Raw genomic sequence first — 24,200 nt, forward strand, 5'->3', positions numbered from 1 at the left:
CATTCAGAGGGAAGGAAGATGAACAATTTACTCGATCGCTTTTTGCAATATGTCTCTTATGACACGCAATCAAGGAGCCATGTACGACAGATCCCCAGCACCGAAGGACAATTGCAGCTGGCTAAAGTGTTGTGCAGAGAGCTGACAGCGTTGGGTTTAAGTGATGTCACACTCAGTAAAAACGGCATTGTGATGGCGACGCTGCCTTCAAATGTGGCGTGGCCAGTGCCAACGATCGGTTTCATCTCTCATATAGATACCTCGCCCGATTACACCGCTAAAAATGTCACACCGCAAATCGTCGAAAATTATCGTGGCGGTGATATTGCGCTGGGTATCGGTGATGAGATCCTCTCACCGGTAATGTTCCCTGTGCTGCACAGCCTGATCGGGCATACGCTGATTACCACCGATGGTAAAACGCTGTTGGGTGCTGACGACAAAGCGGGTATTGCGGAAATTGTCACGGCGATGGCCAGACTGAAAAAAGAAAATATTCCTCACGGTAACATCCGTATCGCCTTCACGCCGGATGAAGAAATAGGTAAAGGCACCAGCTGCTTTGATGTGGCGGCATTTGGTGCGGAATGGGGTTACACCGTGGATGGTGGCGGGGTGGGTGAGTTTGAATATGAAAACTTTAACGCCGCTTCAGCGACGGTGAAAATCACCGGTAACAATGTGCATCCCGGTACGGCAAAAGGCGTGATGGTTAATGCCCTTACGCTTGCGATGCGCTTTCATGCCGCGATGCCGGAAAAGGAAGTGCCTGAGCACACAGCTGGTTATGAAGGCTTTTATCATTTGCATGGCATCAAAGGCGGCGTGGAGAAAGCTGAGCTTCATTATATCATCCGGGACTTTGACCGCGATCGCTTTGCGCAGCGTAAGAACGTAATGACGCGGATAGCTGCACAACTGGCTGAAGATTTGCCTTCCTGTGCAGCCATTGAAGTGAATATTGACGATGGTTATTTCAATATGCGTGAAAAGGTTGAAGCCTGGCCACACATCATTGAATATGCGCTTGAGGCGATGCGGGAGTGCGATATTGAACCAAACGTTAAACCTGTTCGCGGGGGAACCGATGGTGCAGCGCTTTCCTTTATGGGGCTGCCCTGCCCGAACCTGTTTACCGGTGGTTATAATTACCACGGCAGACATGAGTTTGCGTCGCTGGATAATATGGAGAAGGCGGTGGCGGTCATTATGCGTATTGCTGCATTGACTGCCAGAAAAGCGAAAACGTCTTAGCCGGGGTCGCCAGACGGCACAATCTGTGGTTTGATAATCATCCCCGCCGCGCCGTTATGGCGCGGCGTTTTAGCAACGGGCAACAGCGTTTATCCCGCCTGCGTTTTACTCTTCTTCGCCAAAATACCAATAGCCGTTGTTAACCAGCCCGGTTAGCTGGGCAAGGAAGGCAGGATCGTCAAGTACCGCCGCGAAGTCCTCTCTCCCCAGCGAATACTGCCTGGCCAGCAACGTCAGTACCTGATGATGTGGCGATGTTATCTGCTCACCATTAATAAATACCGTCTCACCCATCGACAGTACCCGCAGTCCACCGAGGCGTTTCAGGCGATCCCCCTGCTGCAGGGCATCATAAATTTCATCCGGCTGATAAGGTGGCGCCGGAGGCGCAATATCCAGTTCATGGCGTGACTGGGAAATAAACTCGCCAAACCACTGGCTGAAATGGTCTGGTTGATTAACAACGTCGAGGATCATCTTACGCATGCTCTCCAACTCCTGCGGCAGGATTTCAGCGCTGTTTTCCCGCGCGGCAACGTCAGGATCGCTGAAGCGATAGCTGCCGAGTTCGTGAGAAAGGACATAATCGGCAAAACCGCTCAACAGTTCACGCCCGTTTGGCGCACGGAATCCAACCGAGTAGCTGACCGCATTTTCCAGAGAGTAGCCTTCGTGGGGGAAACCCGGTGGAATATAGAGAATATCGCCCGCTTCGACCTCTTCATCGATAATCGCGTCGAAAGGCTCTACCTGCAACAGATCGGGATGCGGACAGTGCTGTTTCATTGCCACTTTTTCGCCAACCCGCCAGCGGCGTCGCCCGGTTCCCTGGATAATAAACACGTCATACTGATCGAGATGCGGACCGACACCACCCCCCGGCACAGAGAAGGAGATCATCAGGTCGTCAGTTCGCCAGTCAGGCAGATGGCGGAAAGGACGCATCAGCGCGGCAGAGGCTTCGTGCCAGTGGTCAACGGCCTGAACCAGCAGCGACCAGTTATTTTCACCGAGATGATCAAAGCTCGCGAATGGGCCGTGACTGACCTGCCATTTGCCGCCCTGATGACTGACCAGACGGCTGTCGACTTCGTTTTCCATTGCCAGACCGGCCAGCTCGTCCGGTGAGATTGGATCAACAAAGTTTTTGAAACCACCCTTTAACAGCACCGGCCGTTTTTGCCAGTAACGCTGTATAAAGTCGGGCCAGTTCAGTTCGATATGATACGTCATGGACTGCTCCTGAGTCGCTGATTTTTATCGATTATAACAGCGGTGGTAACATCGGTGTTAACCTATTCGCTGATGGAGCGGAAGAAGCCGCTACTCGTCGCCGTGGAGCACTTCCTGCCGCTGAAAAATTACGTCCATTCGCGCGCCGCCCAGCTCGCTGGTGGTGGCGATAATATCTCCGGTGTATTGCTCCAGAATGTCCCTGGCAACAGCGAGTCCCAGGCCTTGTCCGGGGCGCAGCGTGTCGGCACGCTGTCCACGGATAAAAATCAGATCGCGTTTACTGACCGGAATACCGGGACCATCATCATCCACAATAAGATGCAGCTCGTTATCCGTCTGGCGCGCGGTGATCTCAACAAATTCCAGGCAATATTTGCAGGCGTTATCCAGCACATTGCCCATCACTTCCATAAAGTCGTTCTGTTCGCCAATAAAGGTCAGTTCCGGTGAGATATCCAGTGTCAGAGACACGCCCTTGCGCTGATAAACCTTATTGAGCGCCGAACAGAGACTGTCGAGCAGCGCAGGTACTGAATGCAATTCACGTTTCAGCACATTGTGATCGGCCTGCATACTGGCACGGTGCAGGTAATAGCCAATTTGCTGCGAAATACGGCTGATTTGCTCAAGCATAATCGGCTCGGCCTGTTCAATCGAGATAGTGCGGCCACCACGCAGCGAACGCAGGGTGCTCTGCAAAACCGCCAGCGGCGTTTTCAGGCTGTGAGTCAAATCGCTCAGCGTGGTCCGGTAGCGCGTGTAGCGCTGTCGCTCATTATCCAGCAGCAGGTTGAGGTTGCGAACCAGACTCCTCAGCTCCTGAGGCGGTTGCGGATCGAGGGTGTCACGGGTACCATTTTCCAGCTCCCGAACCTGACTGGCCAGCGATCCAATCGGGCCAAGGCTCCAGTGTGCGGCCAGCCACAGCAGTGGTATCACCAGCAGCAGGTTAACCAGCAGAACGTAGCTAAACCATGACCAGACCACATCGGAATGTTGCAGCTCCTGCGGGATAGAGTCGACAACCACCACGGTTAATGCGGGAAGGCTTGGCGTAGCATCGTAGCGATTTACCGCCACAGAGTGCGTAAAGGTATCGTTGTTGTCATCATCGTAAGCCGTCAGCTTGTTTTGAGCATCGGTGTCGTTCCCCAGTGCCTGGCGACTGGTGCTGTTATCGGTATTGATCTCATAAAAGCCGGAACGTTTCAGCCAGTCATGATTAATCTTTTCACGGATATCCGGCACGTCACGCAACTGCCACAGCAGCTTGCCTTTTTCATTGTAGATAAACACCAGCGTGGGGAAGTTAAGGGTGAGGCTCTCTGGCTGAACAATGCTCAGCCTGTTGTTCTGCCATTGCGCCAGAGTGAAAAACAGATTGCTCTCGCCCCGCATCACCCGGTAGGTATTTTTATCAAAGCTCACCACATAACCGACCACTGCCACCATACCGTAGGAGAGTGACAGGATCAGTACCACCACGGCGGTTGCCAGCAGGAATCGGGCGCGGAGGGAAAAGGGTGTCTGAGGCGTGAGTTTAAACATCAGATCAGAGATCAAACCTGTAACCCTGACCACGCACGGTTGTGATCACATCGTTGCTGTAAAGTGCCTGAATTTTCTTACGCAGACGTCCCATCAGTACGTCAATGGTGTGGCTTTCGCGCAGTTCAGCATCGGGATAAAGCTGTAGCATCAACGAGTCTTTACTGACCACTTTACCCGCGTTGCGGATCAGCGTTTCGATAATGGTATATTCGAAGGCGGTCAGTTTGATTTGTTGTTCATCAATGGTCAGTTCGCGGCGTGAAAAGTCCACCTGAAAAGGGGCAAGGGTGATAATCTGCGAGGCGAGGCCGCTGTTACGACGCATCAGCGCCTGCATGCGCGCGACCACCTCTTCGATATGAAACGGTTTGGTGACATAATCATCAGCCCCGGCTTCGAGCGCTTCCACTTTAGCCTGCCAGCCTTCGCGGGCGGTCAGTACCAGAATCGGCTGTTTAACGTCCTGACTGCGCCAGCGGCGGATCAGCGTCATGCCGTCTTCATCCGGCAGGCCCAAATCGACCAGGGTAATATCGGGTGTATGCTCATCCAGAAAATAATCTGCTTCTTTGGCATCTTCCGCCGCGTCGACCTGGTGGCCCATTTCACGAAGCTGTACGGCGAGATGATGGCGTAGCAGAGGGTTATCTTCCACAATCAATACACGCATGATCTAATCCTTTCTGTCTGTTCAGGGGCCGCGAGGCAGTATAAGTTGACTTAAGAAAGTATAGGTGAACGCAGATAAACAGCAGGTTAACGCTGGCTGACTTGTGTCCGCCAGCGCAGGTGTGTCAGTTCAAATCGTCAACCATCTGCACTGCACGACCAAGGTAATTCGCCGGAGTCATTAACTTCAGGCGGGCTTTCTCTTCTTCAGGCAGATCCAGACCATCAATAAACGCTTTCATGCCAGCGGCATCAACGCGCTTGCCGCGGGTCAGTTCTTTCAGCTTCTCATAAGGTTTTTCAATGCCGTAACGACGCATTACCGTCTGGATCGGCTCGGCCAGCACTTCCCAGTTCTGGTCCAGTTCGTCCAGCAGCCGCTCGCGGTTCACTTCCAGTTTGGCGATCCCCTTCAGCGTTGCCTGATAAGCGATCAGCGCATAGCCCACGCCAACCCCAAGATTACGCAGTACGGTGGAGTCGGTCAGATCGCGCTGCCAGCGAGAAACCGGCAGTTTACTGGCCAGATGCTGCATAACGGCATTGGCCAGGCCTAAGTTGCCTTCGGAGTTTTCAAAGTCAATCGGATTTACTTTGTGCGGCATGGTGGAGGAACCGATTTCGCCGGCGATGGTTTTCTGCTTAAAGTGGTTCAGCGCAATATAGCCCCACACGTCACGATCAAAGTCGATCAAAATGGTGTTGAAACGGGCGATGCAGTCAAACAGCTCCGCGATATAATCATGCGGTTCAATTTGCGTGGTGTACGGGTTCCAGGTGATGCCCAGTGAAGTGACAAAACTTTCACTCAGCTGGTGCCAGTCCACTTCAGGATAGGCGGCAATATGCGCATTGTAGTTACCCACGGCACCGTTAATCTTGCCGAGCACCTCAATGCGTTCCAGCTGACGCAGCTGGCGCTCAAAGCGCCAGGCCACGTTTGCCATCTCTTTACCCAGTGTTGACGGGGTGGCCGGTTGGCCATGCGTTCGGCACAGCAGCGGAATATCGCGGTATTGCAGCGCCAGATCTTTGACCGCGGCGATGATGTTGTTCCAGTAAGGCACAATCACCTCACGACGCGCGGTGTCCAGCATCAGCGCGTGGGACAGGTTATTAATGTCCTCGGAAGTACAGGCAAAGTGAATAAACTCGGAAACGGCGTGCAGCGTTGCATTGCCTGCCACTTTTTCCTTCAGAAAATATTCCACGGCTTTCACATCGTGGTTGGTGGTACGCTCAATGGTTTTAATGCGCGCGGCGTCGTCTTGATTGAAATCGCGGACAATCGCATCAAGGAAAGCGTTTGCGTCAGCATCAAATGCAGGAACTTCGCCGATCTCTGGACAGGCGGCCAGTTTTTGTAACCAGCGGACCTCCACTTCGACGCGAAACTTCAGCAGGCCATATTCGCTGAAAATATCGCGCAGAGGACTTACTTTGTCGCCGTAGCGGCCATCAACGGGGGAGATGGCTGTCAGAGAGGATAATTCCATCGGTGCAACTCCTGAAAGGTTAACATAAGGATGACCCGGTAATACGGGATAATATTTGCTTCGCTTCACTGGCAAGGCGATTGCGGGAAAACATCAGTTGCAGGCGGCCACCGCCTACCTGATGCCACAGCACCGCCGCACGGATGCCGGCCAGCAGCGTTGCACGAACTTTATTCTGGATCAGCGAATTTTGTAGCACGGCGGGGGAGCCGGTAACCTGAATGCGCGGACCAAGCGGGCTGATGATATCGACATACATCGCTGCCATTGCATCAAGCAGCGTTTCTGAATCTAAATCAAAGTGAAGCAGCTGACGATCCAGCTGCCTGATACGTTGTGCCAGCTGGTCCATCGCGCTTTTCTTCGCGCTGAGCTTGCGTTCCAGCACCATAAGATTCAGCGTGTAGCGGGTCAGTTCGGCTACCGCGCCGTGGCGATTACTGTGCAGGACGGCCAGTAGCGTTTCCAGCCCAAAGCGTAAATGCGCTTCATCATTACCAAATACCGCCAGAGTGGTGGTGGGATTGAGATCCACCACGCTGTTTAGCGATACTTTTAATACCTCTGATGGACAGTGCCCCTGATGGGCCATTTGCTGCACAAGATGCGCCGACTGACAGATACCTGCCAGAGCCAGGGTGATGTCGTAAAAATTTTTCGCCAAGGTAACTCCTGTATACACCTGTGTGCCACTGCAAATCCGGTACGTACCCTGCCTGGAAAAGGATTAAAGCAGCGGCAGTCTTTGTTCTATGATGCCGCCACCGAGGCAAATTTCACCCAGATAGAATACGGCGGACTGGCCCGGAGTGACCGCTGCGACGGGCTCATCAAAACGCACTTCAAGGCGATCGTCGTTCAGCGGAGTGAGGGTGCAGGGGATATCCGACTGACGATAGCGCGTTTTAACCGTACAACGCACTGGTGCCGTAAGGGCCTGACGATCCACCCAGTGTAGCTGCTGTGCAATCAACCCGGTTGACATCAGTCGTGGGTGGTCATGGCCCTGAGCCACCACCAGCCGGTTGTTTGCCACATCTTTATCCACCACATACCACGGATCTTCACTGCCTTCCCTGGTACCACCAATACCCAACCCTTTGCGTTGCCCCAGGGTGTGATACATCAGCCCCTGATGCTCACCGACGATATCGCCCCCGACGCTGACAATCACGCCAGGCTGCGCCGGAAGATAGCGGCCCAGAAAATCGCGGAACTTACGTTCGCCAATAAAACAGATGCCGGTAGAGTCTTTTTTCTTCGCGGTCACCAGATCCAACTGTTCAGCGATGCGGCGCACTTCAGGTTTCGCCAACTCACCCACGGGAAACAGGCTGCGGGCAATCTGCTGGTGGCCCAGGGTATAAAGGAAGTAGCTCTGATCTTTATTATCATCAAGACCACGCAGAAGGCGACTTTTACCCTCTGCATCCTCACGGCGGACATAGTGACCGGTGGCAATAAAGTCGGCATTCAGGTCTTCGGCGGCAAATTCCAGAAAGGCTTTAAATTTAATTTCTTTGTTGCAGAGAATATCGGGATTTGGCGTGCGCCCCGCTTTGTATTCTGCCAGAAAGTGTTCAAAAACGTTGTCCCAGTATTCTGCGGCGAAGTTTATCGTGTGCAGAACGATACCCAACCTGTCGCATACCGCCTGAGCGTCCGCCAGGTCTTCCGCCGCCGTACAGTATTCCTCACCGTCATCCTCCTCCCAGTTTTTCATAAACAAACCTTCCACCTGATAGCCCTGCTGTTGCAGCAACCAGGCAGAAACGGAAGAATCCACGCCGCCGGACATACCGACGATGACTTTTTTCTGACTTGATGACATGAGAAATACCTGACTTTGAGTGGCAGTTAAAGGCTGCCCTTTAAAATTGCGCAGTAGTCTACCATGCGCCCGGCGCGGGCGCATCCTCGCTAAATGGCCACTGAAACGCGCTCAGCATTTCCAGCGGGTATCGTTGGCCCTGCTGATAAATACGCAGGCTTTCAGCCACCAGCGGCGAACGCAGTTTTTTCGTCGTCAGGATGTCATCCAGTGGTAGCCACCAGCAGCGATCGATATCGCGATCCTGTGGCCATGTTGGCAACATTTTTGGTAAATCCAGCACGAAAAGGAAACGTAAAAAAGGCGTATTATCCGGGGCAATCCATTGATGCAGCCGTAAAAAAGCCTCGGGTACGCCTTCAAGGCCGGTTTCTTCATAAAGTTCGCGAGAAGCCGCCTGTAACAGGGTTTCATTGGCTTCCAGGTGACCGGCTGGCTGATTCCATGTCGCCCGGCCTCGAACCATCTCCTCGACCACCAGAAAATGCCCTTCAGCCTGCACCACGGTGGCAACGGTGACGTGCGGTTTAAACATGCCTGACTCCTTTTTCGCCAGTAATGGCTTAACGGGGAAATTCACTGGTGATATCGCGCCATTCACCTGGCGGTAAATCCTGCAACGTCACCTTACCTAACGCAAAACGGATGAGGCGTAGCGTCGGGAAACCAATGTGTGCGGTCATTCGCCGTACCTGACGATTACGTCCTTCCACCAGCGTGATTTTAAGCCAGCTGGTGGGGATGGACTTGCGTTCACGCACAGGCGGATTGCGTGGCCACAACCATTGCGGCTCGTTGACCAGTTCAACACCTGCGGGCCGGGTAGGGCCATCTTTAAGCAGAACGCCAGTTCGCAGTGGCACAATATCTTCCTCTGTCGGTACGCCCTCGACCTGGACATAGTAGATTTTGCCGGTGCCTTTGCCCGGCTGTGTCAGCGTGGCCTGTAATGCACCGTCGTTGGTCAGCACCATCAGTCCTTCACTGTCACGGTCAAGTCTGCCTGCGGCATATACCCCCGGCAGAAGAATAAAATCCTTCAGCGTGGCACGCCCGGCGTCATCGCTGAACTGCGGCAGTACGTCAAACGGTTTGTTAAAAGCGATTACCCGCCGTGGCCTGTGGGAAGCTTTGGCGGCAGCGGAGGATGGGCTGAACCGTTTAACGCGGTGATTCTTAACAGAAGATTTAAGCATAGTCTTTGCACTTGTTAACGATGAGCGCATTATAACGTAAACCGGTGAGGATTGGCGCGGGGGGAATATTGCAGTAGTATTGTCCCGTATCTTACAAGTCATTAACAAAAAAGCGCTCGAAGGAGAGGTTAATGGAAAGCAAAGTAGTTGTTCCGGCGGAAGGTCAGAAAATCACCCTGGAAAACGGCAGGCTTAATGTGCCTGCCAACCCTGTCATCCCATTTATCGAAGGTGATGGTATTGGCGTCGATGTTTCTCCGGTGATGATCAAGGTTGTCGATGCCGCCGTGCAGAAAGCTTATAACGGCGAGCGTAAAATTTCCTGGATGGAAATTTATACCGGTGAAAAATCGGTAGCGCTTTACGGCCAGGATGTATGGCTGCCGCAGGAAACCCTCGACCTCATTAAAGAGTATCGCGTGGCTATCAAAGGTCCACTGACCACCCCGGTCGGTGGCGGTATCCGTTCACTGAACGTGGCACTGCGCCAGCAGCTCGATCTCTATATTTGTCTGCGTCCTGTACGCTACTACACAGGCACACCCAGCCCGGTAAAACGCCCGGAAGATACCGATATGGTTATTTTCCGTGAGAACTCAGAAGACATTTATGCCGGTATCGAATGGAAAGCCGGTTCTGCTGAAGCCGACAAGGTGATTAAATTCCTGCGCGATGAGATGGGTGTGAAGAAAATTCGCTTCCCTGAACAGTGCGGTATCGGCGTTAAGCCGTGTTCCGAAGCGGGTACTAAACGTCTGGTCCGTGCGGCAATTGACTATGCGATCACTAACGACCGTGATTCTGTCACCCTGGTGCACAAAGGCAATATCATGAAGTTCACCGAAGGCGCTTTCAAAGACTGGGGCTACCAGCTGGCGAAAGATGAGTTCGGCGGCGAGCTGATTGATGGCGGCCCGTGGATGAAGATTAAGAACCCAAACAGCGGCAAAGAAATCGTCATCAAAGACGTTATTGCTGATGCATTTCTGCAACAGATCCTGCTGCGTCCGGCTGAGTATGACGTTATCGCCTGTATGAACCTGAACGGCGACTACATTTCAGATGCCCTGGCGGCACAGGTGGGCGGTATTGGTATTGCGCCAGGGGCGAACATCGGTGACGAATGTGCACTGTTTGAAGCGACCCACGGTACAGCACCGAAGTATGCGGGCCAGGATAAAGTGAACCCCGGTTCAGTGATCCTCTCCGCTGAAATGATGTTACGTCATATGGAATGGTTCGAAGCCGCCGACCTGATTGTTAAAGGGATGGAAGGGGCGATTGCTGCCAAAACCGTCACCTATGACTTTGAACGTCTGATGGACGGCGCTAAGCTGCTGAAATCTTCAGAGTTTGGCGAAGCGATTATTAAGCATATGTAATCGTTTTTTGTAACATCAAGCCAACATAATTTGTTAATTTTATGTTGGCTTTTTGATCTCCAAATCTTTCCCCAAAACTTCCCCAAAACTTCCCCAAAACTCTTCCCCGAAACTGGTTAGAGAATAATCAGTTTTTGAGGTGTTTTTTGCTCATGATTCTGGCGTTTTCCCCAGCCCTGACGATGACTCTCCAGAGTCATGTTTTTTATGTCGTCGCTGTGGATGATGATTTCCATTCAAAATGTCAACATCCCCTCAGACGGTTACCACTTTCCAGTCTTTTCCACGGTCATCATGATATTTTGCGGTCTGTTGAGGTGACTTGTGACCAGGCAAATTTTGCGTATTAATCCCCTGAGCCTTATATAATCTTCGGACAGTGAACGTTGTTCGTGAAACGTTGGTGCTTTCCGTGGAGGCCATGACATTCCTGTTCTGTTTCTGGCCTTTTTGAATGTAGTGGTAATGGCGCTGGTGGAAACCTGGTCTCCCCTGGTTGCCAGAGATGTGCTGTGCCTGAAATGCACAAGGTAATTACTGACTACGGCATCCCGGCACTTACCGACAACTTCTCGTAGAGAAATGTCCAGCGCTTCACAACGAAGTGATAAAGGGAGCGCCACTTTAGAGCCGGTTTTCTCCTGCTCAACGTGGAGCATGTCATCCCAGATAAAGTAACAGCCCGCTGACGCTGCAACGGAGCAGGCCGGGTGCGTGACCTTGCAGAATCAGCCCGGCAGGGTGCGCCCGTAGACAGGGAGTGTGAGCGCTGTTCAGGGCGGGGATTTAAACGAATGCCAGCCAGCAGGGCATTCCAGGCTAAGACTTTGCTTGAACCTGACCTGACGCAGGTTTCGTGCTCCCGCAACCGGAAGCCCTTTTTTGAAATGCTGGTGGCAAAATGTGAGATTGAAGAAAATTATGCTGACTCAGTATTTCGTGGGATGACCAGATAATCACAGAGTGACTGCTACTGCTACTGCCCTGACAAGGCAGTAGCCTGTCTGAATGTTAACCTTCCCTGTTTTCTTTGATATTCCATGTTGACTGAGTTTCCGCGCCTTTGCTTCCTGCTGCTGACTGTTTCCAGTACTGAATTTTTACCTTTGCCGCCTGAAACTGATAAGTTATGCCAATCAGGTCACGCTGGGTTGCTCCGTTGAACAGGACGTTAGTGATAAGTACTTCCTCAAGTGTTATGCGGCAATATTCAATCTGGCTTCCTCCCGCCTTACAGACTGATATTTCTACCTTGCTGATGTGTTTGCCGTTGGAGATATAACGCATCACTCCGGGCGTGGCTTTGTCAATTTTCGCCTGAACGTTAAGGTCCCGATACTGCACTTAACCCGCGCCACCACCACCGCCAGTAGCCATATTGCCGGGCTGTGTTGCGCCCCATGTGAATGAATCAACGCCGATCCAGCCCTTGTGATTCGCATCCTGCGATTCACCCGTGATCCCTTCAATTTTAAGGAATAAATCAGTGGACATAGGGGATGTTTCTCCTTTTCAGTACGCTCATAGTTTGATTAAATGCCCTAATGATTGTTATGTTCACACGAAGGGACGCAAATGGACAACTATCTCGACCGAAACAAAGACCGCAATTACTTTCTCACGATGGCAAATCTTGAGGCAGCAGCGCTGGCCTCCACTGCGAATTATGTTTCTAATATTCATCTGAAGGATGGATTTACTCAGATGGCTTTTCAGGATGATGTGCAGCGCTTCATTGATGCACAATTGAGCACCATCCGGTCTTCCAGTTGAGACTCAGAATGCCAGCAATGCCTTATTCACCTGCAAGAGGAACATAAAAACTTGTCCATACAGGATCAGATGCTGCGTTCCGGGCAGGCCGCTCTCCACGCCTCTGTTCAGTTCATCAAGAGTGATAAAGTCTGTCACTATGTTATTAACGGTGTTGGCATTGTGCCTGGTAGCCTTCAGGTAATAGCAGGTGTCGGAGTTACAGAAGCATCTTTAGCCACAGGAATGGTATTCGGCGCCGATTTGGTGCTTTATTAGTCGCTCATGGGGCTAACAGCGTCCAGGAGTCAGCATTAAATTTATATTACGGTGTAGATGACTCACAAGGCTTTATGAAGAAAGCATACATAGCTGGGGCAGAGTTTCTGGGGTTTGATCAGAAAACAGGTGAACTGGCTTATAGCATCATGGATTTAGGGCTTTCCGCATACGGAATGGGTAGGCTCATAATAAAACCAGAAAGCTGGCGTCTGTTCAGAGACCTACCAACTGATTATGTCAGGGGAATAAAAGAAATGAGTCGGTTTGATTTAGGCGTTGAAGTTTACAATGAGTCAATGACTATAAAATCACTATTGGAAAGCGATGATAAGAAGTGACATCAACGCATCCTTCTGTATTTAAATGATTTAAAGCTTAACCTTATGGCACCAAACAGACAAACTATAGGAATTACCACCATCATGGTGATTGAATAAGTAATGATTGAACCTTTGTCTTCAAAAATAATTATGTACGCCCATACACCCATAAAAAAAACAATTATTGCCATAATGAAAATGAACTGAGTGTGCAAAGCTTTTATTAATGCTGGATACGTTTACCGTATTCAGTAAGTCTCTTACGCATTTCAGCCAGGTCTTTGCCAGTAAATCCATTGTTAGCCAGGTCTTCTTCTATCTTGATATTGTTCATTTTTCTTACCAATAATCATCCAATTCATTAGCCTTACCTTACATCAAATCATTTCAACCAAAAACTTATAAACTTTCTGAAATGAGTTGCTTTTGCATAAAACTGGCGTGTTCTACCCAGATAGTGAACATCGTATGTGTGCGACACTGAAAATTATAAACCTCGTCTCTGACGGGGCTTTTTTGCTTTCTGTGGTCAGATAAAAGTTGCTGGTTTAATGAGTCAGAGTTATTTGTGTGTCACTTGACGAGATACGGGAATAACCATGTTAAAACAGACACCTGTAACAGAGAACGCAGAAGCAGTCCTGCACTTCCTTCCTTCTGAATGGACAACCCCAGGCGATATTTCCCGGATAACGGGCATGGCTATGCCGTGTTGTCAGTTAATACTGACGCAGCTGCCAATGGCGGGGCTTGCGGAAGACAAGTCAGGGGAGGGTAACCAATTCAGACGCTGCGAATATTCGCGGTAACATGCTGTGAAATGGGCGGCTGGTGGATGTTGGTAGCATCCGACCTGCCATTCACCCATTTGAGAGGCCACGGGCGAACCACGGCCCACCGCTTAGTCGACAAGCGAGAATGAGCCTATCAGATCAGGCCCATGCTACCCATGAAAAATACTGGTTATCCATCCAGTTTTAAGTTAGGTAACGCTGACTCTCTTACTTACATCAAAACGATACCCGCGTAGCCATCAATGCTAACCAGTTTGTTATCGTCAGCGGAACGGGTGGAAATATCTATTCGCCATTCGTCGTTAAGGACGGGCAGACATTTATCAATCAGACGTTTATTGGGGATGGGTGGATCACCAATGCGATGATCGGGAGCTATATCCAGTCCAATAACTATGTGGCCGGTTCTGTTGGATGGCGCTGGGACAAGGCGGGTAACTTTGAAAATAACGGCTCTGACAGCACTGGGCGAATGACAATGACCAACACCACAATCAGTGTTTACGATGCGAATGGCGTATTGCGTGTAAGAATGGGGAAACTCAGCTGATGCAACGCTGAATTCAGGCAACGGTCAGAGAATATCTCTTGATGCGTCAACCGGGACGCCATATCTGTATTTTGTCAGGTTCGACCAGTCTGATGGCTGGGCCTGTCAGCAGGCCGTATCAGGCACACATGGTCTGGAAGTCGGGGCATTCAGTAGCCCAACGGTGAGCGGGACCATCTATGTTTTTGGTGCAGTAGTGCAAACGGTACCTGCATGGGGTATTCAGATAAATGACAGTACCGGTAAATGCATTCTGACCAATGAAACGCGGGTACTCAGGGGGATCAATATCGTCAGCCCGACTGGCAACGCAGGTACGGCAGATTACCTTAATGAGACTGTGGCGGGTAAGAAAGCCATTATTCCGGCGCAGTGTGGTGCCGTTGTTTACTCTCAATATAACTTATTCTTTTTGGGTATTATATTAAATAAGTGTTCCTGGTTGTGCTTCACTTTGTATCTGGCCTTGCCAAATAAGGCGTTGCTCATGACTGGCATGAAATGCAGGCATACCAGGGCATTACATTCACTTGAACAAATCGGTCGATTTATAACCAGTTTGTTCAGGTTAGCGCTATCAGGAACCGTTATTTAATATCAGCGTATTTTTAAATGATATTTACGATATCGCCAGTTTGCTGCCAAAAGTTAGTGCCAGCACCACTCTGCCGGGCATTTGTAGATGAAAGGCCCGATGCCCCAGGCACCGGGAAGAGCTTCCCTGATGCTATCCGTGACGACGACACTGCTGGGACTGACTCAGGATCACTCTGCCAGCAACATGCAACATTGCCATCTCATCTTCTGAAATTGACCACTCTCTGTAGCGGGGATTATCTGAAATCACCAGCAGCTCTGACTTCACTTTTTGCAATCTTTTTACAAACATATCGCCATTGAAATCGAAAACATAAATGCCATCGCCATCGAAAAATGACACATTTACATCGACGAAAATCAGATCGCCTGGTTCGATAGTCCCCTCCATGCTGTCCCCCCTCACGTTAATCAACTTAACGCTGCCTTCAGGTTTATTGCCAAAAATTATGCTGGCTTCTTTACGGACATATTCTATGGAACGTATAACCTGAACCATTTCCCTGGCCGGAGAGCCCTGACCTGCACTGGCTGAAACATCAAGAAGATCAACACGAAACACATCATCTCTCCCCATCCCGGTTAATGAACTGGCACTGTATGGATTTACAGTATCACTGGGTTCTCCTGATGAGAATAGCTCAGAAATTGGTACTGAGAGTGCATCGGCAATTTTTTGTAGCAGATTGTCACTGTAACCCTGCCTGCCACGCTCAAGGCGTGAAAGATTACCCACGTCGCTGTCAACCAGCAGCGCGAGTTCATTTAAAGTCAGGTGCTTCGCTTTACGAAGCTGTCTGATACGTTCTCCAGGTTTCATTGGGTTGTTACACCTCTGTTATGCGTAATGCACAAAACTTCCTTGCGGTTTTTGATTATGATTACTAATATGCGTAATACGCATTAAATGTCGTTCCTGCTTCAGTGGATGCTGACGTACTGGTGTTCAGGTTATTCAGCATCATGAAATAGCTGAATGAGTATACGCATATTTTGCGATTTTGTGCTGTTCGTTCTGGTCAGGTGTTCGTCTCCGGGCGTCACATCCTGATATCAGTCAGTCTCAGCGGGTTTACCTACCGCCTGCCACGTGGAGAGGATGCTATGAGTCAAATCGTTGCGCTGTTGAAATTTGAAGAAGGTTATCGTGATGTGCCCTTTATCGACACGCAGGGCTATCCCACCGTAGGGTGCGGCATCAAAATCGGACCGAAAGGTGCTCCGCTGACCAGTTATATCTTTCGTATGCCTGCCGTGGTTGGTGAGCTGTGGATGCAGACGCTGGTGATGAGCAAAATTTATGATATGAAACAAAAGCCTCTGCTGGTGGAAGCGCTGACGCAGTGTAACCAGCCTCGCACCGACATTCTGTACAGCATGGCTTACCAGCTTGGGGTTGATGGCCTGGTAGCGTTCCGGCAAATGTTGGCTGCCGTCAGCCGGGGGGATTTTTCTTCTGCGGCTGACAATATGCTTAACAGTCTGTGGGCAAAACAGACGCCGGAAAGAGCAAAACGTCATGCTGCGGTAATGCGCAATGGCTGCTGGGACACTTATCGGGGGTTGCTATGAAATTTATTTTTTATCTCGGTGCAATTCTGTTGGCCATTATCGTTTTGATGTTGGTCAGACGATACAGTGCACTTGAATTTGTGCGACACGCAAATCTGCTGTTTAAAACATGGTCGGTATGGCTGGCTTCACTGGGTTCCGCGCTCGGTGCCTGGGTAGGGTCGTTTCCTGATTCAGCCATGCGTGCCTGGCAACTGCTTCCTGCGGATGTGAAAGCGATTATTCCGCAACATTATCTCGGCATGATCGGTGCATTTATGGTGGCTATGGCCGTGATCGCACAGTTTATCCGGCAGCCAGCCCTGGCAGAACAGCGGCAACAACTGGAACAGCCCGCCAACCTGAGCCGCCAGTAAAGCGTAATCATGTCGCGGCAGTCTGCCCGTACACGGATGCCAAATGGTTGTAGAGAATTTTTCCCTTTCAGAGCGTTTTGCATTCGCTTTGTCATAACAAGCCCACAAGGGCTAATCGCATCACCTGCTATCCATCTGGAGGTCATCATGATCGAAGTAAATTGCTTTGCTGATTTGAGAACCACCGTACCAACCAAAGCGGGGGATATCGCTGCCCTCAAACGCTACTACGATAAAGATTCCAGTTTTCATGGTGGGGGCGACTTTGTTGGTTTCCTCGGTACGCCCACGCTGGCTGATGACAGCGGCACCATCGCGAAAGGCAGTGGCTTTTACTGGAAACGCATCATCAATGATACCGACCAGGTTAATCTTTATCATTTTGGTGCCAGGGGGGATGGAACGACCGATGACAGCGATGCGTTCAAACGAATGCTTACGTGGTCACAGAGCTATGACAGCATTGCCAAAGATATTGGTGTCCGCTTTCCGGCCGGTAAATTCCTTATTTTTCCGATGGATTTGAGCGCCAGTGAAATTCCCTGTTTTGCACTCTATGGCGATGATTCTCCTTATGGCGTGTTGCCGCGCACAACCATCATCTCTGATAAATCTGCCAATACGGTATTCAAAGTGAATGCCCGGCGCAGTGTTATTCAGGGAATAGCCTGGAACGGTCAGGCGTCTGCCGACACCACAACCAATACCGGTGCGATTACCGCTGACATGCTGTCGAATGTTCAGCCATTCTTTGAAAATATCACCATCGAGGGAGAATTTGTGCATGTCCACTGTTTCCGTGCGCAATACAATGGTGGCACTGTCATTAAGCTGTTGGACACACTGGATACGCGTTTCAATCAGATTTATACCCAGAACACCTATGCACGGGTTTTTGATGTCAACTGGTCAAACTCTCCCAATGGCGTCTGGGATCATGCCACGGCAATTGAGTTATCCAACGCCAATTTTCAGTATGGCTATGGCGATGCAACGCTGATGATGCCCCGTCTGACGCAGGGGGTTATTCGGAATGTCTGGATAGAGCACACCCGCTTTCCCGGCGATCTGAGTAACGGCCAGTGGATAGTTGACGCACTCAGCGTGGAAGACTGTGATAATGCCCTGTCAATGAATAACAGCCGGGTACTGATTCGCCAGCTTAATCTTCAGGCGGGTTCAACGGTAACTAATGACTCGACTGCCGATAGTTGGCTTTCCGGCTATGAACGTGGCTGGCGTCGTGACGAGAATTTTGGCACGGTGATGACGGGTTCAATGAAAGCGGGCTGGTACAGTGGCTTCAGGCTGAGCAACAGCTCAACAGCGGATAAATGGTTCCGCATCGGTAAATTCACCTTTCCCAAGGTAAACCAGCAGTGGACACTGGAAATCATCAGCAAACTGTCCACGGCCAGTCCATCAGGGGTCGCTGCTAACCCGTTACAGGCGGTTTCTTCCGGTGTGACTTATCTTAATCTGCAACGCTGTGCCAGTGCGGTGGCTGCCGATATGTTTCATCGTGGTCTGAGCGCCGTGGTGGATGTGAAGTATAAGCCCAGTTACTCAGATATTGTTGAAGTGTGGGTGAAGTTGAAAGCGGGAAGTGGTGACACCATGTTTAACGTCAGGTCAACCGGACCGACCCGTTTTGATGCCGGGTCCTGTTCTCTCTTTTCACCCGACCTGTCAGAAGTGAGCGATGAAACGACTATCGGTACTTCGACGCCTAATGCCCGGCTGAGTTTTCATAACGGCATTGCCGGTTTGGGGGCAAATGAAAAGGGCGTAGTCACTCTGGCAACCAGCGAGGCCGTGGCCCCTTCAGGCACTGTGCCATCAGGATATATCACCCTTAATGTTAACGGCACGGATCGTAAATTTCCATATTATACCTGAAGGATCCAGTGACTATTGACCGCCCGTACAGGGCGGTTTTTTTGTATCGCACGGCGTAAAAATCCACCTTTTACTGAGGTGACGCCGATGACAGATTTATCCTGTTACAGGAAAAAGAGTGATTTTTTAACAAATTAAGTAAGGAAGCCGGTATGAAAAGAGGTAAGGTAACATTCTTTATTACGCTGTACTGTACGTTTAGCTGGCCGATTATGTCGTATACCTGATGATTATTTGGTCGAATATGATTAAAGATATCAAACAGTAGCGACTGATAAGATCAGGGTTGAGATGCTAAGTCGTTGGTCCGTAAAATGGGCCATAAATGCAAATCAGGAGAATGCCGTGTCAGAAGCTGCGTCCGCTGGGAATCACCCCGACCGACTGGAAGAAGCAAAAAACATCGCCTTAGGATGGCGTATGATTGGCCAGATAACGCCTCATACGCTGGAAGATGCCGTTCAGCTGCTGCGGGACAGCGCCGATCATGCGGCGACGGTTTACGAACTGCTGTGTACTGAAATCAGCGAAAAAGCCAGAAAATAGCCGCTGTCGCATAACTGCTACAGCCCCGGCGGCTCTGCACCATCCGCCATGGCGATTAAACAATGCTGATGCACGTGTGGGGAGGATATTTAACAGGTTGGGGGCTGACTGTACTGAACCGGGATGCTGCTACATGTCTGAAGTACAGATGGGATAACGTCTCACTGCTTTTTGATGCGCACAGCCTGAGTAAAAAAATGCCCGCAAAAACGATAATACGGGCTAACACCAGGGAACTTGATAAGTGAGCCTCGCACAATGGCTGCGAAATGCAAAGCCTGGGCAAATTTTTTGAAATAAAATGCGTGTATTTTCTGAAACGGTTCAGAATTCTTCTGCTGTCAGCCACTGATCGCTTTCATCAAACATCTCTTCAATCAACCTCAGCATGACAGATTTGTCACTTTTACTCGCGTCTGTCTTCACGCTGTTAGCCTGCATTGGCTTGACTTTCACCAGCGCATCGGGAAAAACGCGCGTTATTCGCTTTTCCAGTTCACGATGGATAAGCTGTTGCGCATTTGGCAATCCGGCAACGTTGCGTTTATCGTAAATCAGTTCAACAAACATATCGGGGTCCTTTTATTTTATCTGTATAAAAATACAGTTATTCATAATGGCCTTCAATCATTTTTTATTGGGTTACACTGTGTACTCAACTTATAACCAGGAGAAGTAATGATGAAAAGCAGACTGATAATTGCATTGATAACCTTGGCTGGCACAGGGTTAACGGGCTGCGCCGACAACCATATCATGCATATGAAAAACGGTAATACCGTGGTGGTACAGGGTAAACCACATACTGACAAAGCCAGCGGTATGGTTATCTATACCGACGAAAACGGCACGCAGCAGGCGGTGAGCAAGGCGGATATAAAAGATATAAGCAATCTTAAAAACTGACACTCCAGGTTCAGTCTGATTGTCCCGGAGGCATAACGGCGGCAGGATCATCTGAATATCAATCAAATCAGAGAGAAAGCCCGGAGATTTTTGCCCATGATGCCGACTGCCGTCACCGGTGTTCTGCTGGCCTGCATCACATTTGCAGCCTGTGGATCACAAACCACGCCGCCGGTGTTGAATACCGAATATCAAATTAACTGCCCCGGTCGTCCGACCATGACCGTTACCAATGCCCAGTTCGGGCTGACCACGGTCATGTGGGCAGGAGACAATTTTCAGATCGCCGTCGGGTCGCAACAATCTCACACCAGCGACGGAGTAAAGGTGGCGATTACCCTGTTTCGCAATGGCGACCAGATGATGGTGAACGAAACCAATCGTCAGACGTGGTTTTCCTGGAGCGGAGGTCAGAAACTGGTTGAGTGCAGTCGTAGCGGGGAACGTGAGAACAGCACCGTGACGCTGCAACATACTGATGATTCGCCCAGGGTGACATCCTGAAGCAGCGCTTTTTGCCACTGAACCACACCCTGCGGGCTGTCAGCACATTATGGTAACGTCGGATGCCCGGAGAGCGTCAGGGTGCTGTGACCCATATTGACCTGTAATCTGGCGTGTGCGCCCAGCGGTAACGTTACGGTATGCCAGTGATGACCAAATTTCAGACCGGTAACCAGTGGCAGCTCGGTGAGCTGACCAATCAGCGTCCAAACGCTGTCGAAATCGTAGCCATGATCATACTCAGTCAGTGTTGCTCCGGTAAAACTCCCGGTTATGATGGCTTTTTGCCGCGCCAGCACGCCTGCCTGTGCCAGCTGCAACAGCATTCGTTCAACCCGGAACGGATGTTCATTTACATCTTCAATCACCAGAATCCCATCACTGATATCTGGCATCCACGGGGTGCCTGCCAGCGACGCCAGCATCGTGAGATTACCTCCCCAAATCGTGCCATCAAGATCGATGGTCTGCTGCGTGTCGGCTGCCCATTCCAGGGTAAATTCCGGCGAGGTCAGGGCGTGCCAGAAGTGTTTAATGGTAAAGTCAGACAGTTTTTCGGCACCAAAATTACCGGCCAGCATCGGGCCGCTAAAGGTAATAGCCCCCTGCTGTAACAGGGCCATTTGCAGTACCGTGAAGTCGCTGTGGCCGCATATCGCCAGCGGAGCAGCTTTCAGCCGTGCCGCCACGGCGTGTGCATTAAAATGGGGAAGCAGGCGACCGGCACCATAACCCCCGCGAACCGCCAGCACGATATCCGGCTGGCAGTCAGGCTGGATTAACTGATGCAGATCCGCCAGACGTTCGCTGTCACTGCCAGCAAAGCGCTGTTCGCGGCGAGTGATAACCGCGGTATTTTCTACCTGATGACCCTGTGACCGAAGCCGTTCGACGGCAAGCGACGCGGCTTGCTGATTATGACAATAGCCGGAAGGCGCAATCAGATGAAAAGAGCGGGGAATAACGGACATAATATTCACTTTTACCTTTAATGCTGCGCAAAAAATGACCATTTCTCAATGAATTTAAGCCGCGCGTAAATAAAAAAGTCGCCTTTTATGGCAGATTGTGTGATTTTTATGCAGGTCTGGTGGACCCTTTTGTGTCACTGACGGTCCGGTGAACGTGATAATGACGAAAAGTCGGACTAAAGTCATCTGCGTTTGCCTTTAAATTCAGATTGACGGTAATTTTCATAACTCAGACAGCCGCTAAGATAACATTCGGGGTTAAAGCTCAGAGGAAGAATATAGCGTGAGAAGCGTGAATAAGGTTGCACTGCTGGGCGTGTTGCTGCTGGCGGGGTGTGCCAGTGAGCCACATAAGCAGACGATTATCCAGCAGCAGCAAACACCATTAACCAAAGCACCACCTGAAAAAGTGGCACAGGCCTGGTCACTGTTCACTGAGGATGCGGCCCATAACTATGGCGTTGACCAGAAGCTGATTGATGCCATTATTTCGGTCGAATCGGGCGGCAATCCAACGGTAGTCAGCAAATCGAATGCCATTGGATTGATGCAGATTAAAGCTTCCACGGCAGGGCGTGAAGTCTATCGGGCGACAGGGCGTCGCGGTCAGCCGAGCAGTTCAGAACTGCGCGATCCGGTGAAAAATATTGATATCGGCACCGCTTACCTGAAAATTTTGCAGGATCGTTCGCTGGCAGGCATTCGCAACCCGGAAACCCTGCGCTATGCCACCATCGTTTCTTATGCCAATGGTGCCGGGGCGCTGTTGAGAACCTTTTCTTCCGACAGGGACCGTGCAATTGCGATGATCAACGCCATGTCGCCGGATGAATTTTATCAGCATGTGCAGAATAAACACCCGGCTGCTCAGGCACCACGTTATTTGTGGAAAGTCACCACCGCTTACCGCACTATCTGATCTTGCAGACTTTTCCTCACGGCCAGTAGTCAGTACCGGCCCAGGTTAAGGATATTCTGCGGTTCTCTGAACACTCAGGGAACCTGATTAGCACAGCGCCTGTTTTCTGCAAGAGCCAGGCCGAGTGATGATACCTGAAGCGCGCTTACTGAAAACGGTTAGCCTTGTCGCGCGCCAGTTGCTCCAGCTGAAAGATCACCTGCTGTAACTGTCGTTCCTGTCCTGTGTTCAGTTTCTCAAAGCGGAAGCTCAGGCGGGGGGTGACCACGGTTTCATTTTTCGTGCTAACCACGCTGCGCTTGCCGATGTTAATAAGCTTTGCATCCACCTCAAAGCGACCATATTCGCCCAGTTCCACCCGCAGCTTTCTGAATTGTTCTCCACCTTTCAGGCCTTCCGGCAGAGCTGAATCCCCCAGCACCGCCAGTCCACCGAGAGAGAGATCCTGCAGGCGCATCCGGCCTTCACCTGTGCCATCGGGCCACTGTACATAGCAGTAGAAAATGGGGTTAAGTGGGGCGGTGACGCGGAAAAACTCACGGCGCTGTATCATCCAGAGCAACTCTGGCAGGTCAGCAAAAAAGGCGGGGAGCCCCTGATGGCTACCCGGCTGTGGCGAGCCGAGAGCGAATTCAACTTTTGCCCCATACGTCTCGGCCAGCAGGTAAAGCTCATCTGCTTCCAGCACTAGCTGGTTATCGTAATCGTTACTGCTGTAATCAATTACAATTCCATCGCGATCGGCAGCCAGCAGTTTGGTGATAAACTGCCCACGGGCGTACGAAACCAGCAGTGGGGTCTGATTTTTCAGCAGGTTTTTTAACACAGCCAGTACGGCCAGCGGACCCCGTTTCAGATACTTCTCTTTTTCTTCTTGTTTCACTTATAACTCCCGCTGAATGTCAAAAAACCTGCTGTCTGTGCTATCAGGTGAGAGTATCGGCACGACCGCGACGGCCTTTAGTCTGTGGTGAAAAAAGTCTGGATTTACATCAAAGTTTCAGGATCCTGGCTTATACTTAGAGCGTTTCAATAATCAGAACAAAGGGGCAGTAAATGGGTATTTTGTCATGGATTATCTTCGGTTTGATTGCAGGGATTATTGCAAAATGGATTATGCCGGGCCGTGATGGCGGTGGTTTTATTATCACGGTGATCCTCGGCATTGTCGGGGCCGTGGTGGGAGGCTGGATCAGCACTTTCTTTGGCTTTGGTCGGGTCGATGGTTTCAACTTTGGCAGTTTTGTGGTGGCGATCATTGGTGCCATCGTTGTGCTTTGGATCTATCGTAAAGTCAGAAGCTGACCGAGGCGTAATGGATGCACTGAAGTTGACGAGGTTTCCATTTTCGTTACGGCAAATCCCGGCCATCTGGTCGGGATTTTTGCTTTGATAAAAATGTGCATAATCTTATTTATTATCAATAATTGTCTTCCATACTCCTATCACGGTTCTGAAGCATTAGCAGCGGCGTTTGCAGCCGTGCTTTATTTACAGCTGTCATTAGGATGGTGGTTTGGATGTTATTAAAAGGGATAATATGTCGGTTGTTATGATAATTATCTGGCACTGAAATCATTTAATAATAATGTCTTTTATGCTAAAAATAAGGTCCAT

At 50.4% G+C, this 24,200-nt stretch carries 26 protein-coding genes and 4 pseudogenes; 16 read left to right on the plus strand and 14 right to left on the minus strand.

The window, feature by feature from the left end; genetic code table 11:
• The first annotated feature begins 18 nt into the window (after positions 1–18).
• Positions 19–1,254 (plus strand): peptidase T, encoded by a 1,236-nt coding sequence (pepT, locus tag EB241_RS13655; RefSeq protein WP_124233690.1) that lies wholly within the window; start codon positions 19–21, stop codon positions 1,252–1,254.
• 105 nt (positions 1,255–1,359) lie between these two features.
• Here the strand turns inward: pepT and EB241_RS13660 are convergent, their stop codons facing one another.
• The 8 genes from EB241_RS13660 to rluE form a co-directional block, all read right to left on the minus strand.
• Positions 1,360–2,487 carry a ribosomal protein uL16 3-hydroxylase gene (locus tag EB241_RS13660; RefSeq protein ID WP_124233691.1) on the minus strand — a complete coding sequence of 376 codons (1,128 nt, stop codon included), beginning with the start codon at positions 2,485–2,487 and terminating at the stop codon, positions 1,360–1,362.
• 90 nt (positions 2,488–2,577) lie between these two features.
• Positions 2,578–4,038, minus strand: a complete 1,461-nt coding sequence (gene phoQ, locus EB241_RS13665; RefSeq protein WP_124233692.1) for a two-component system sensor histidine kinase PhoQ — start codon at positions 4,036–4,038, stop codon at positions 2,578–2,580.
• A gap of 4 nt (positions 4,039–4,042) precedes the next feature.
• Positions 4,043–4,711 carry a two-component system response regulator PhoP gene (phoP, locus tag EB241_RS13670; protein WP_124233693.1) on the minus strand — a complete coding sequence of 223 codons (669 nt, stop codon included), beginning with the start codon at positions 4,709–4,711 and terminating at the stop codon, positions 4,043–4,045.
• A 124-nt stretch (positions 4,712–4,835) separates the two neighbouring features.
• Complete coding sequence (purB, locus tag EB241_RS13675; RefSeq protein ID WP_124233694.1) at positions 4,836–6,206, minus strand: adenylosuccinate lyase; 1,371 nt, start codon at positions 6,204–6,206, stop codon at positions 4,836–4,838.
• 19 nt (positions 6,207–6,225) lie between these two features.
• Positions 6,226–6,870 (minus strand): high frequency lysogenization protein HflD, encoded by a 645-nt coding sequence (gene hflD / locus EB241_RS13680; RefSeq protein WP_124233695.1) that lies wholly within the window; start codon positions 6,868–6,870, stop codon positions 6,226–6,228.
• Between the two features lie 63 nt (positions 6,871–6,933).
• Complete coding sequence (gene mnmA / locus EB241_RS13685) at positions 6,934–8,037, minus strand: tRNA 2-thiouridine(34) synthase MnmA (RefSeq protein WP_124233696.1); 1,104 nt, start codon at positions 8,035–8,037, stop codon at positions 6,934–6,936.
• A gap of 58 nt (positions 8,038–8,095) precedes the next feature.
• Positions 8,096–8,572: an NUDIX domain-containing protein gene (locus EB241_RS13690; RefSeq protein WP_124233697.1), complete on the minus strand. Its 477-nt coding sequence runs from the start codon at positions 8,570–8,572 to the stop codon at positions 8,096–8,098.
• A 28-nt stretch (positions 8,573–8,600) separates the two neighbouring features.
• Positions 8,601–9,263 (minus strand): 23S rRNA pseudouridine(2457) synthase RluE, encoded by a 663-nt coding sequence (rluE, locus tag EB241_RS13695; RefSeq protein WP_124233698.1) that lies wholly within the window; start codon positions 9,261–9,263, stop codon positions 8,601–8,603.
• Positions 9,264–9,364: 101 nt separating this feature from the next.
• Between rluE and icd the strand changes: the two genes are divergently transcribed.
• Positions 9,365–10,615, plus strand: a complete 1,251-nt coding sequence (gene icd / locus EB241_RS13700; RefSeq protein ID WP_124233699.1) for an NADP-dependent isocitrate dehydrogenase — start codon at positions 9,365–9,367, stop codon at positions 10,613–10,615.
• Between the two features lie 255 nt (positions 10,616–10,870).
• On the opposite strand, the pseudogene EB241_RS13705 reads toward icd, so the two are convergent.
• Positions 10,871–11,286: pseudogene (locus EB241_RS13705) on the minus strand (tyrosine-type recombinase/integrase); the annotation flags it as partial.
• A gap of 30 nt (positions 11,287–11,316) precedes the next feature.
• On the opposite strand from EB241_RS13705, the pseudogene EB241_RS22005 reads away from it, so the two are divergent.
• Positions 11,317–11,571 (plus strand): annotated as a pseudogene (locus EB241_RS22005) (antitermination protein Q); the annotation flags it as partial.
• A 55-nt stretch (positions 11,572–11,626) separates the two neighbouring features.
• Here EB241_RS22005 and EB241_RS13715 read toward each other — a convergent pair.
• Positions 11,627–12,109 (minus strand): annotated as a pseudogene (locus EB241_RS13715) (Hcp family type VI secretion system effector).
• Between the two features lie 81 nt (positions 12,110–12,190).
• Between EB241_RS13715 and EB241_RS21535 the strand changes: the two are divergent.
• The 5 genes and pseudogenes from EB241_RS21535 to EB241_RS22050 form a co-directional block, all read left to right on the plus strand.
• Positions 12,191–12,388, plus strand: a complete 198-nt coding sequence (locus EB241_RS21535) for a hypothetical protein (RefSeq protein ID WP_233592610.1) — start codon at positions 12,191–12,193, stop codon at positions 12,386–12,388.
• A 69-nt stretch (positions 12,389–12,457) separates the two neighbouring features.
• Positions 12,458–12,646, plus strand: a complete 189-nt coding sequence (locus EB241_RS21800) for a DUF4225 domain-containing protein (protein WP_267900669.1) — start codon at positions 12,458–12,460, stop codon at positions 12,644–12,646.
• On the plus strand, positions 12,619–12,987 hold the full coding sequence (locus EB241_RS13720; RefSeq protein WP_267431754.1) for a DUF4225 domain-containing protein: 369 nt from the start codon (positions 12,619–12,621) through the stop codon (positions 12,985–12,987). The genes EB241_RS21800 and EB241_RS13720 overlap by 28 nt, the downstream gene beginning before the upstream one ends.
• A gap of 581 nt (positions 12,988–13,568) precedes the next feature.
• Positions 13,569–13,778 carry a hypothetical protein gene (locus tag EB241_RS21540; RefSeq protein ID WP_124233701.1) on the plus strand — a complete coding sequence of 70 codons (210 nt, stop codon included), beginning with the start codon at positions 13,569–13,571 and terminating at the stop codon, positions 13,776–13,778.
• A gap of 211 nt (positions 13,779–13,989) precedes the next feature.
• Positions 13,990–14,313 (plus strand): annotated as a pseudogene (locus tag EB241_RS22050) (phage tail tip fiber protein); the annotation flags it as partial.
• A gap of 727 nt (positions 14,314–15,040) precedes the next feature.
• On the opposite strand, the gene EB241_RS13735 reads toward EB241_RS22050, so the two are convergent.
• Complete coding sequence (locus tag EB241_RS13735; protein WP_124233703.1) at positions 15,041–15,730, minus strand: XRE family transcriptional regulator; 690 nt, start codon at positions 15,728–15,730, stop codon at positions 15,041–15,043.
• Between the two features lie 284 nt (positions 15,731–16,014).
• On the opposite strand from EB241_RS13735, the gene EB241_RS13740 reads away from it, so the two are divergent.
• The 4 genes from EB241_RS13740 (at position 16,015) to EB241_RS13755 (ending at position 19,283) form a co-directional block, all read left to right on the plus strand.
• Positions 16,015–16,482, plus strand: coding sequence for a glycoside hydrolase family protein (locus EB241_RS13740; protein WP_124233704.1), 468 nt, complete (start codon positions 16,015–16,017; stop codon positions 16,480–16,482).
• Complete coding sequence (locus EB241_RS13745; RefSeq protein WP_124233705.1) at positions 16,479–16,838, plus strand: DUF7940 domain-containing protein; 360 nt, start codon at positions 16,479–16,481, stop codon at positions 16,836–16,838. The genes EB241_RS13740 and EB241_RS13745 overlap by 4 nt, the downstream gene beginning before the upstream one ends.
• 147 nt (positions 16,839–16,985) lie before the next feature.
• Entirely contained in the window at positions 16,986–18,737 is a 1,752-nt protein-coding gene (locus tag EB241_RS13750; RefSeq protein WP_124233706.1) for an amylovoran biosynthesis protein AmsF, read from the plus strand.
• 345 nt (positions 18,738–19,082) lie between these two features.
• Positions 19,083–19,283: a hypothetical protein gene (locus EB241_RS13755; protein ID WP_124233707.1), complete on the plus strand. Its 201-nt coding sequence runs from the start codon at positions 19,083–19,085 to the stop codon at positions 19,281–19,283.
• A gap of 324 nt (positions 19,284–19,607) precedes the next feature.
• On the opposite strand, the gene EB241_RS13760 is transcribed toward EB241_RS13755, so the two are convergent.
• A complete protein-coding gene (locus EB241_RS13760; protein WP_124233708.1) occupies positions 19,608–19,853 on the minus strand; it encodes a DinI-like family protein in 246 nt (81 codons plus the stop codon).
• Between the two features lie 108 nt (positions 19,854–19,961).
• On the opposite strand from EB241_RS13760, the gene EB241_RS13765 reads away from it, so the two are divergent.
• Both EB241_RS13765 and EB241_RS13770 read left to right on the plus strand, forming a co-directional pair.
• Positions 19,962–20,189 (plus strand): YgdI/YgdR family lipoprotein, encoded by a 228-nt coding sequence (locus EB241_RS13765; RefSeq protein WP_233592611.1) that lies wholly within the window; start codon positions 19,962–19,964, stop codon positions 20,187–20,189.
• Positions 20,190–20,285: 96 nt separating this feature from the next.
• Positions 20,286–20,693 (plus strand): hypothetical protein, encoded by a 408-nt coding sequence (locus tag EB241_RS13770; protein WP_124233709.1) that lies wholly within the window; start codon positions 20,286–20,288, stop codon positions 20,691–20,693.
• 47 nt (positions 20,694–20,740) lie between these two features.
• On the opposite strand, the gene ldcA is transcribed toward EB241_RS13770, so the two are convergent.
• Positions 20,741–21,664: a muramoyltetrapeptide carboxypeptidase gene (gene ldcA / locus EB241_RS13775; protein ID WP_124233710.1), complete on the minus strand. Its 924-nt coding sequence runs from the start codon at positions 21,662–21,664 to the stop codon at positions 20,741–20,743.
• Positions 21,665–21,947: 283 nt separating this feature from the next.
• Between ldcA and emtA the strand changes: the two genes are divergently transcribed.
• Positions 21,948–22,583 (plus strand): membrane-bound lytic murein transglycosylase EmtA, encoded by a 636-nt coding sequence (emtA, locus tag EB241_RS13780; RefSeq protein WP_407644279.1) that lies wholly within the window; start codon positions 21,948–21,950, stop codon positions 22,581–22,583.
• A gap of 145 nt (positions 22,584–22,728) precedes the next feature.
• Here emtA and EB241_RS13785 read toward each other — a convergent pair whose 3' ends face one another.
• Positions 22,729–23,466, minus strand: a complete 738-nt coding sequence (locus EB241_RS13785; RefSeq protein WP_124233711.1) for a flagellar brake protein — start codon at positions 23,464–23,466, stop codon at positions 22,729–22,731.
• 173 nt (positions 23,467–23,639) lie between these two features.
• Here EB241_RS13785 and EB241_RS13790 point away from each other — a divergent pair, with 173 nt between their 5' ends.
• Positions 23,640–23,888 carry a GlsB/YeaQ/YmgE family stress response membrane protein gene (locus EB241_RS13790; RefSeq protein ID WP_124233712.1) on the plus strand — a complete coding sequence of 83 codons (249 nt, stop codon included), beginning with the start codon at positions 23,640–23,642 and terminating at the stop codon, positions 23,886–23,888.
• The last annotated feature ends 312 nt before the right edge of the window (positions 23,889–24,200 follow it).

Source organism: Erwinia psidii, assembly GCF_003846135.1.
In the GTDB taxonomy this organism is placed as follows: domain Bacteria; phylum Pseudomonadota; class Gammaproteobacteria; order Enterobacterales; family Enterobacteriaceae; genus Erwinia; species Erwinia psidii.

Coding starts and splice junctions, on each gene's coding strand:
- pepT (WP_124233690.1), top strand. CDS start 19: ATGAACAATTTACTCGATCGCTTTTTGCAATATGTCTCTTATGACACG.
- EB241_RS13660 (WP_124233691.1), bottom strand. CDS start 2,487: ATGACGTATCATATCGAACTGAACTGGCCCGACTTTATACAGCGTTAC.
- phoQ (WP_124233692.1), bottom strand. CDS start 4,038: ATGTTTAAACTCACGCCTCAGACACCCTTTTCCCTCCGCGCCCGATTC.
- phoP (WP_124233693.1), bottom strand. CDS start 4,711: ATGCGTGTATTGATTGTGGAAGATAACCCTCTGCTACGCCATCATCTC.
- purB (WP_124233694.1), bottom strand. CDS start 6,206: ATGGAATTATCCTCTCTGACAGCCATCTCCCCCGTTGATGGCCGCTAC.
- mnmA (WP_124233696.1), bottom strand. CDS start 8,037: ATGTCATCAAGTCAGAAAAAAGTCATCGTCGGTATGTCCGGCGGCGTG.
- EB241_RS13690 (WP_124233697.1), bottom strand. CDS start 8,572: ATGTTTAAACCGCACGTCACCGTTGCCACCGTGGTGCAGGCTGAAGGG.
- rluE (WP_124233698.1), bottom strand. CDS start 9,263: ATGCGCTCATCGTTAACAAGTGCAAAGACTATGCTTAAATCTTCTGTT.
- icd (WP_124233699.1), top strand. CDS start 9,365: ATGGAAAGCAAAGTAGTTGTTCCGGCGGAAGGTCAGAAAATCACCCTG.
- EB241_RS21535 (WP_233592610.1), top strand. CDS start 12,191: ATGGACAACTATCTCGACCGAAACAAAGACCGCAATTACTTTCTCACG.
- EB241_RS21800 (WP_267900669.1), top strand. CDS start 12,458: ATGCTGCGTTCCGGGCAGGCCGCTCTCCACGCCTCTGTTCAGTTCATC.
- EB241_RS21540 (WP_124233701.1), top strand. CDS start 13,569: ATGTTAAAACAGACACCTGTAACAGAGAACGCAGAAGCAGTCCTGCAC.
- EB241_RS13735 (WP_124233703.1), bottom strand. CDS start 15,730: ATGAAACCTGGAGAACGTATCAGACAGCTTCGTAAAGCGAAGCACCTG.
- EB241_RS13740 (WP_124233704.1), top strand. CDS start 16,015: ATGAGTCAAATCGTTGCGCTGTTGAAATTTGAAGAAGGTTATCGTGAT.
- EB241_RS13745 (WP_124233705.1), top strand. CDS start 16,479: ATGAAATTTATTTTTTATCTCGGTGCAATTCTGTTGGCCATTATCGTT.
- EB241_RS13750 (WP_124233706.1), top strand. CDS start 16,986: ATGATCGAAGTAAATTGCTTTGCTGATTTGAGAACCACCGTACCAACC.
- EB241_RS13760 (WP_124233708.1), bottom strand. CDS start 19,853: ATGTTTGTTGAACTGATTTACGATAAACGCAACGTTGCCGGATTGCCA.
- EB241_RS13765 (WP_233592611.1), top strand. CDS start 19,962: ATGATGAAAAGCAGACTGATAATTGCATTGATAACCTTGGCTGGCACA.
- EB241_RS13770 (WP_124233709.1), top strand. CDS start 20,286: ATGATGCCGACTGCCGTCACCGGTGTTCTGCTGGCCTGCATCACATTT.
- ldcA (WP_124233710.1), bottom strand. CDS start 21,664: ATGTCCGTTATTCCCCGCTCTTTTCATCTGATTGCGCCTTCCGGCTAT.
- EB241_RS13790 (WP_124233712.1), top strand. CDS start 23,640: ATGGGTATTTTGTCATGGATTATCTTCGGTTTGATTGCAGGGATTATT.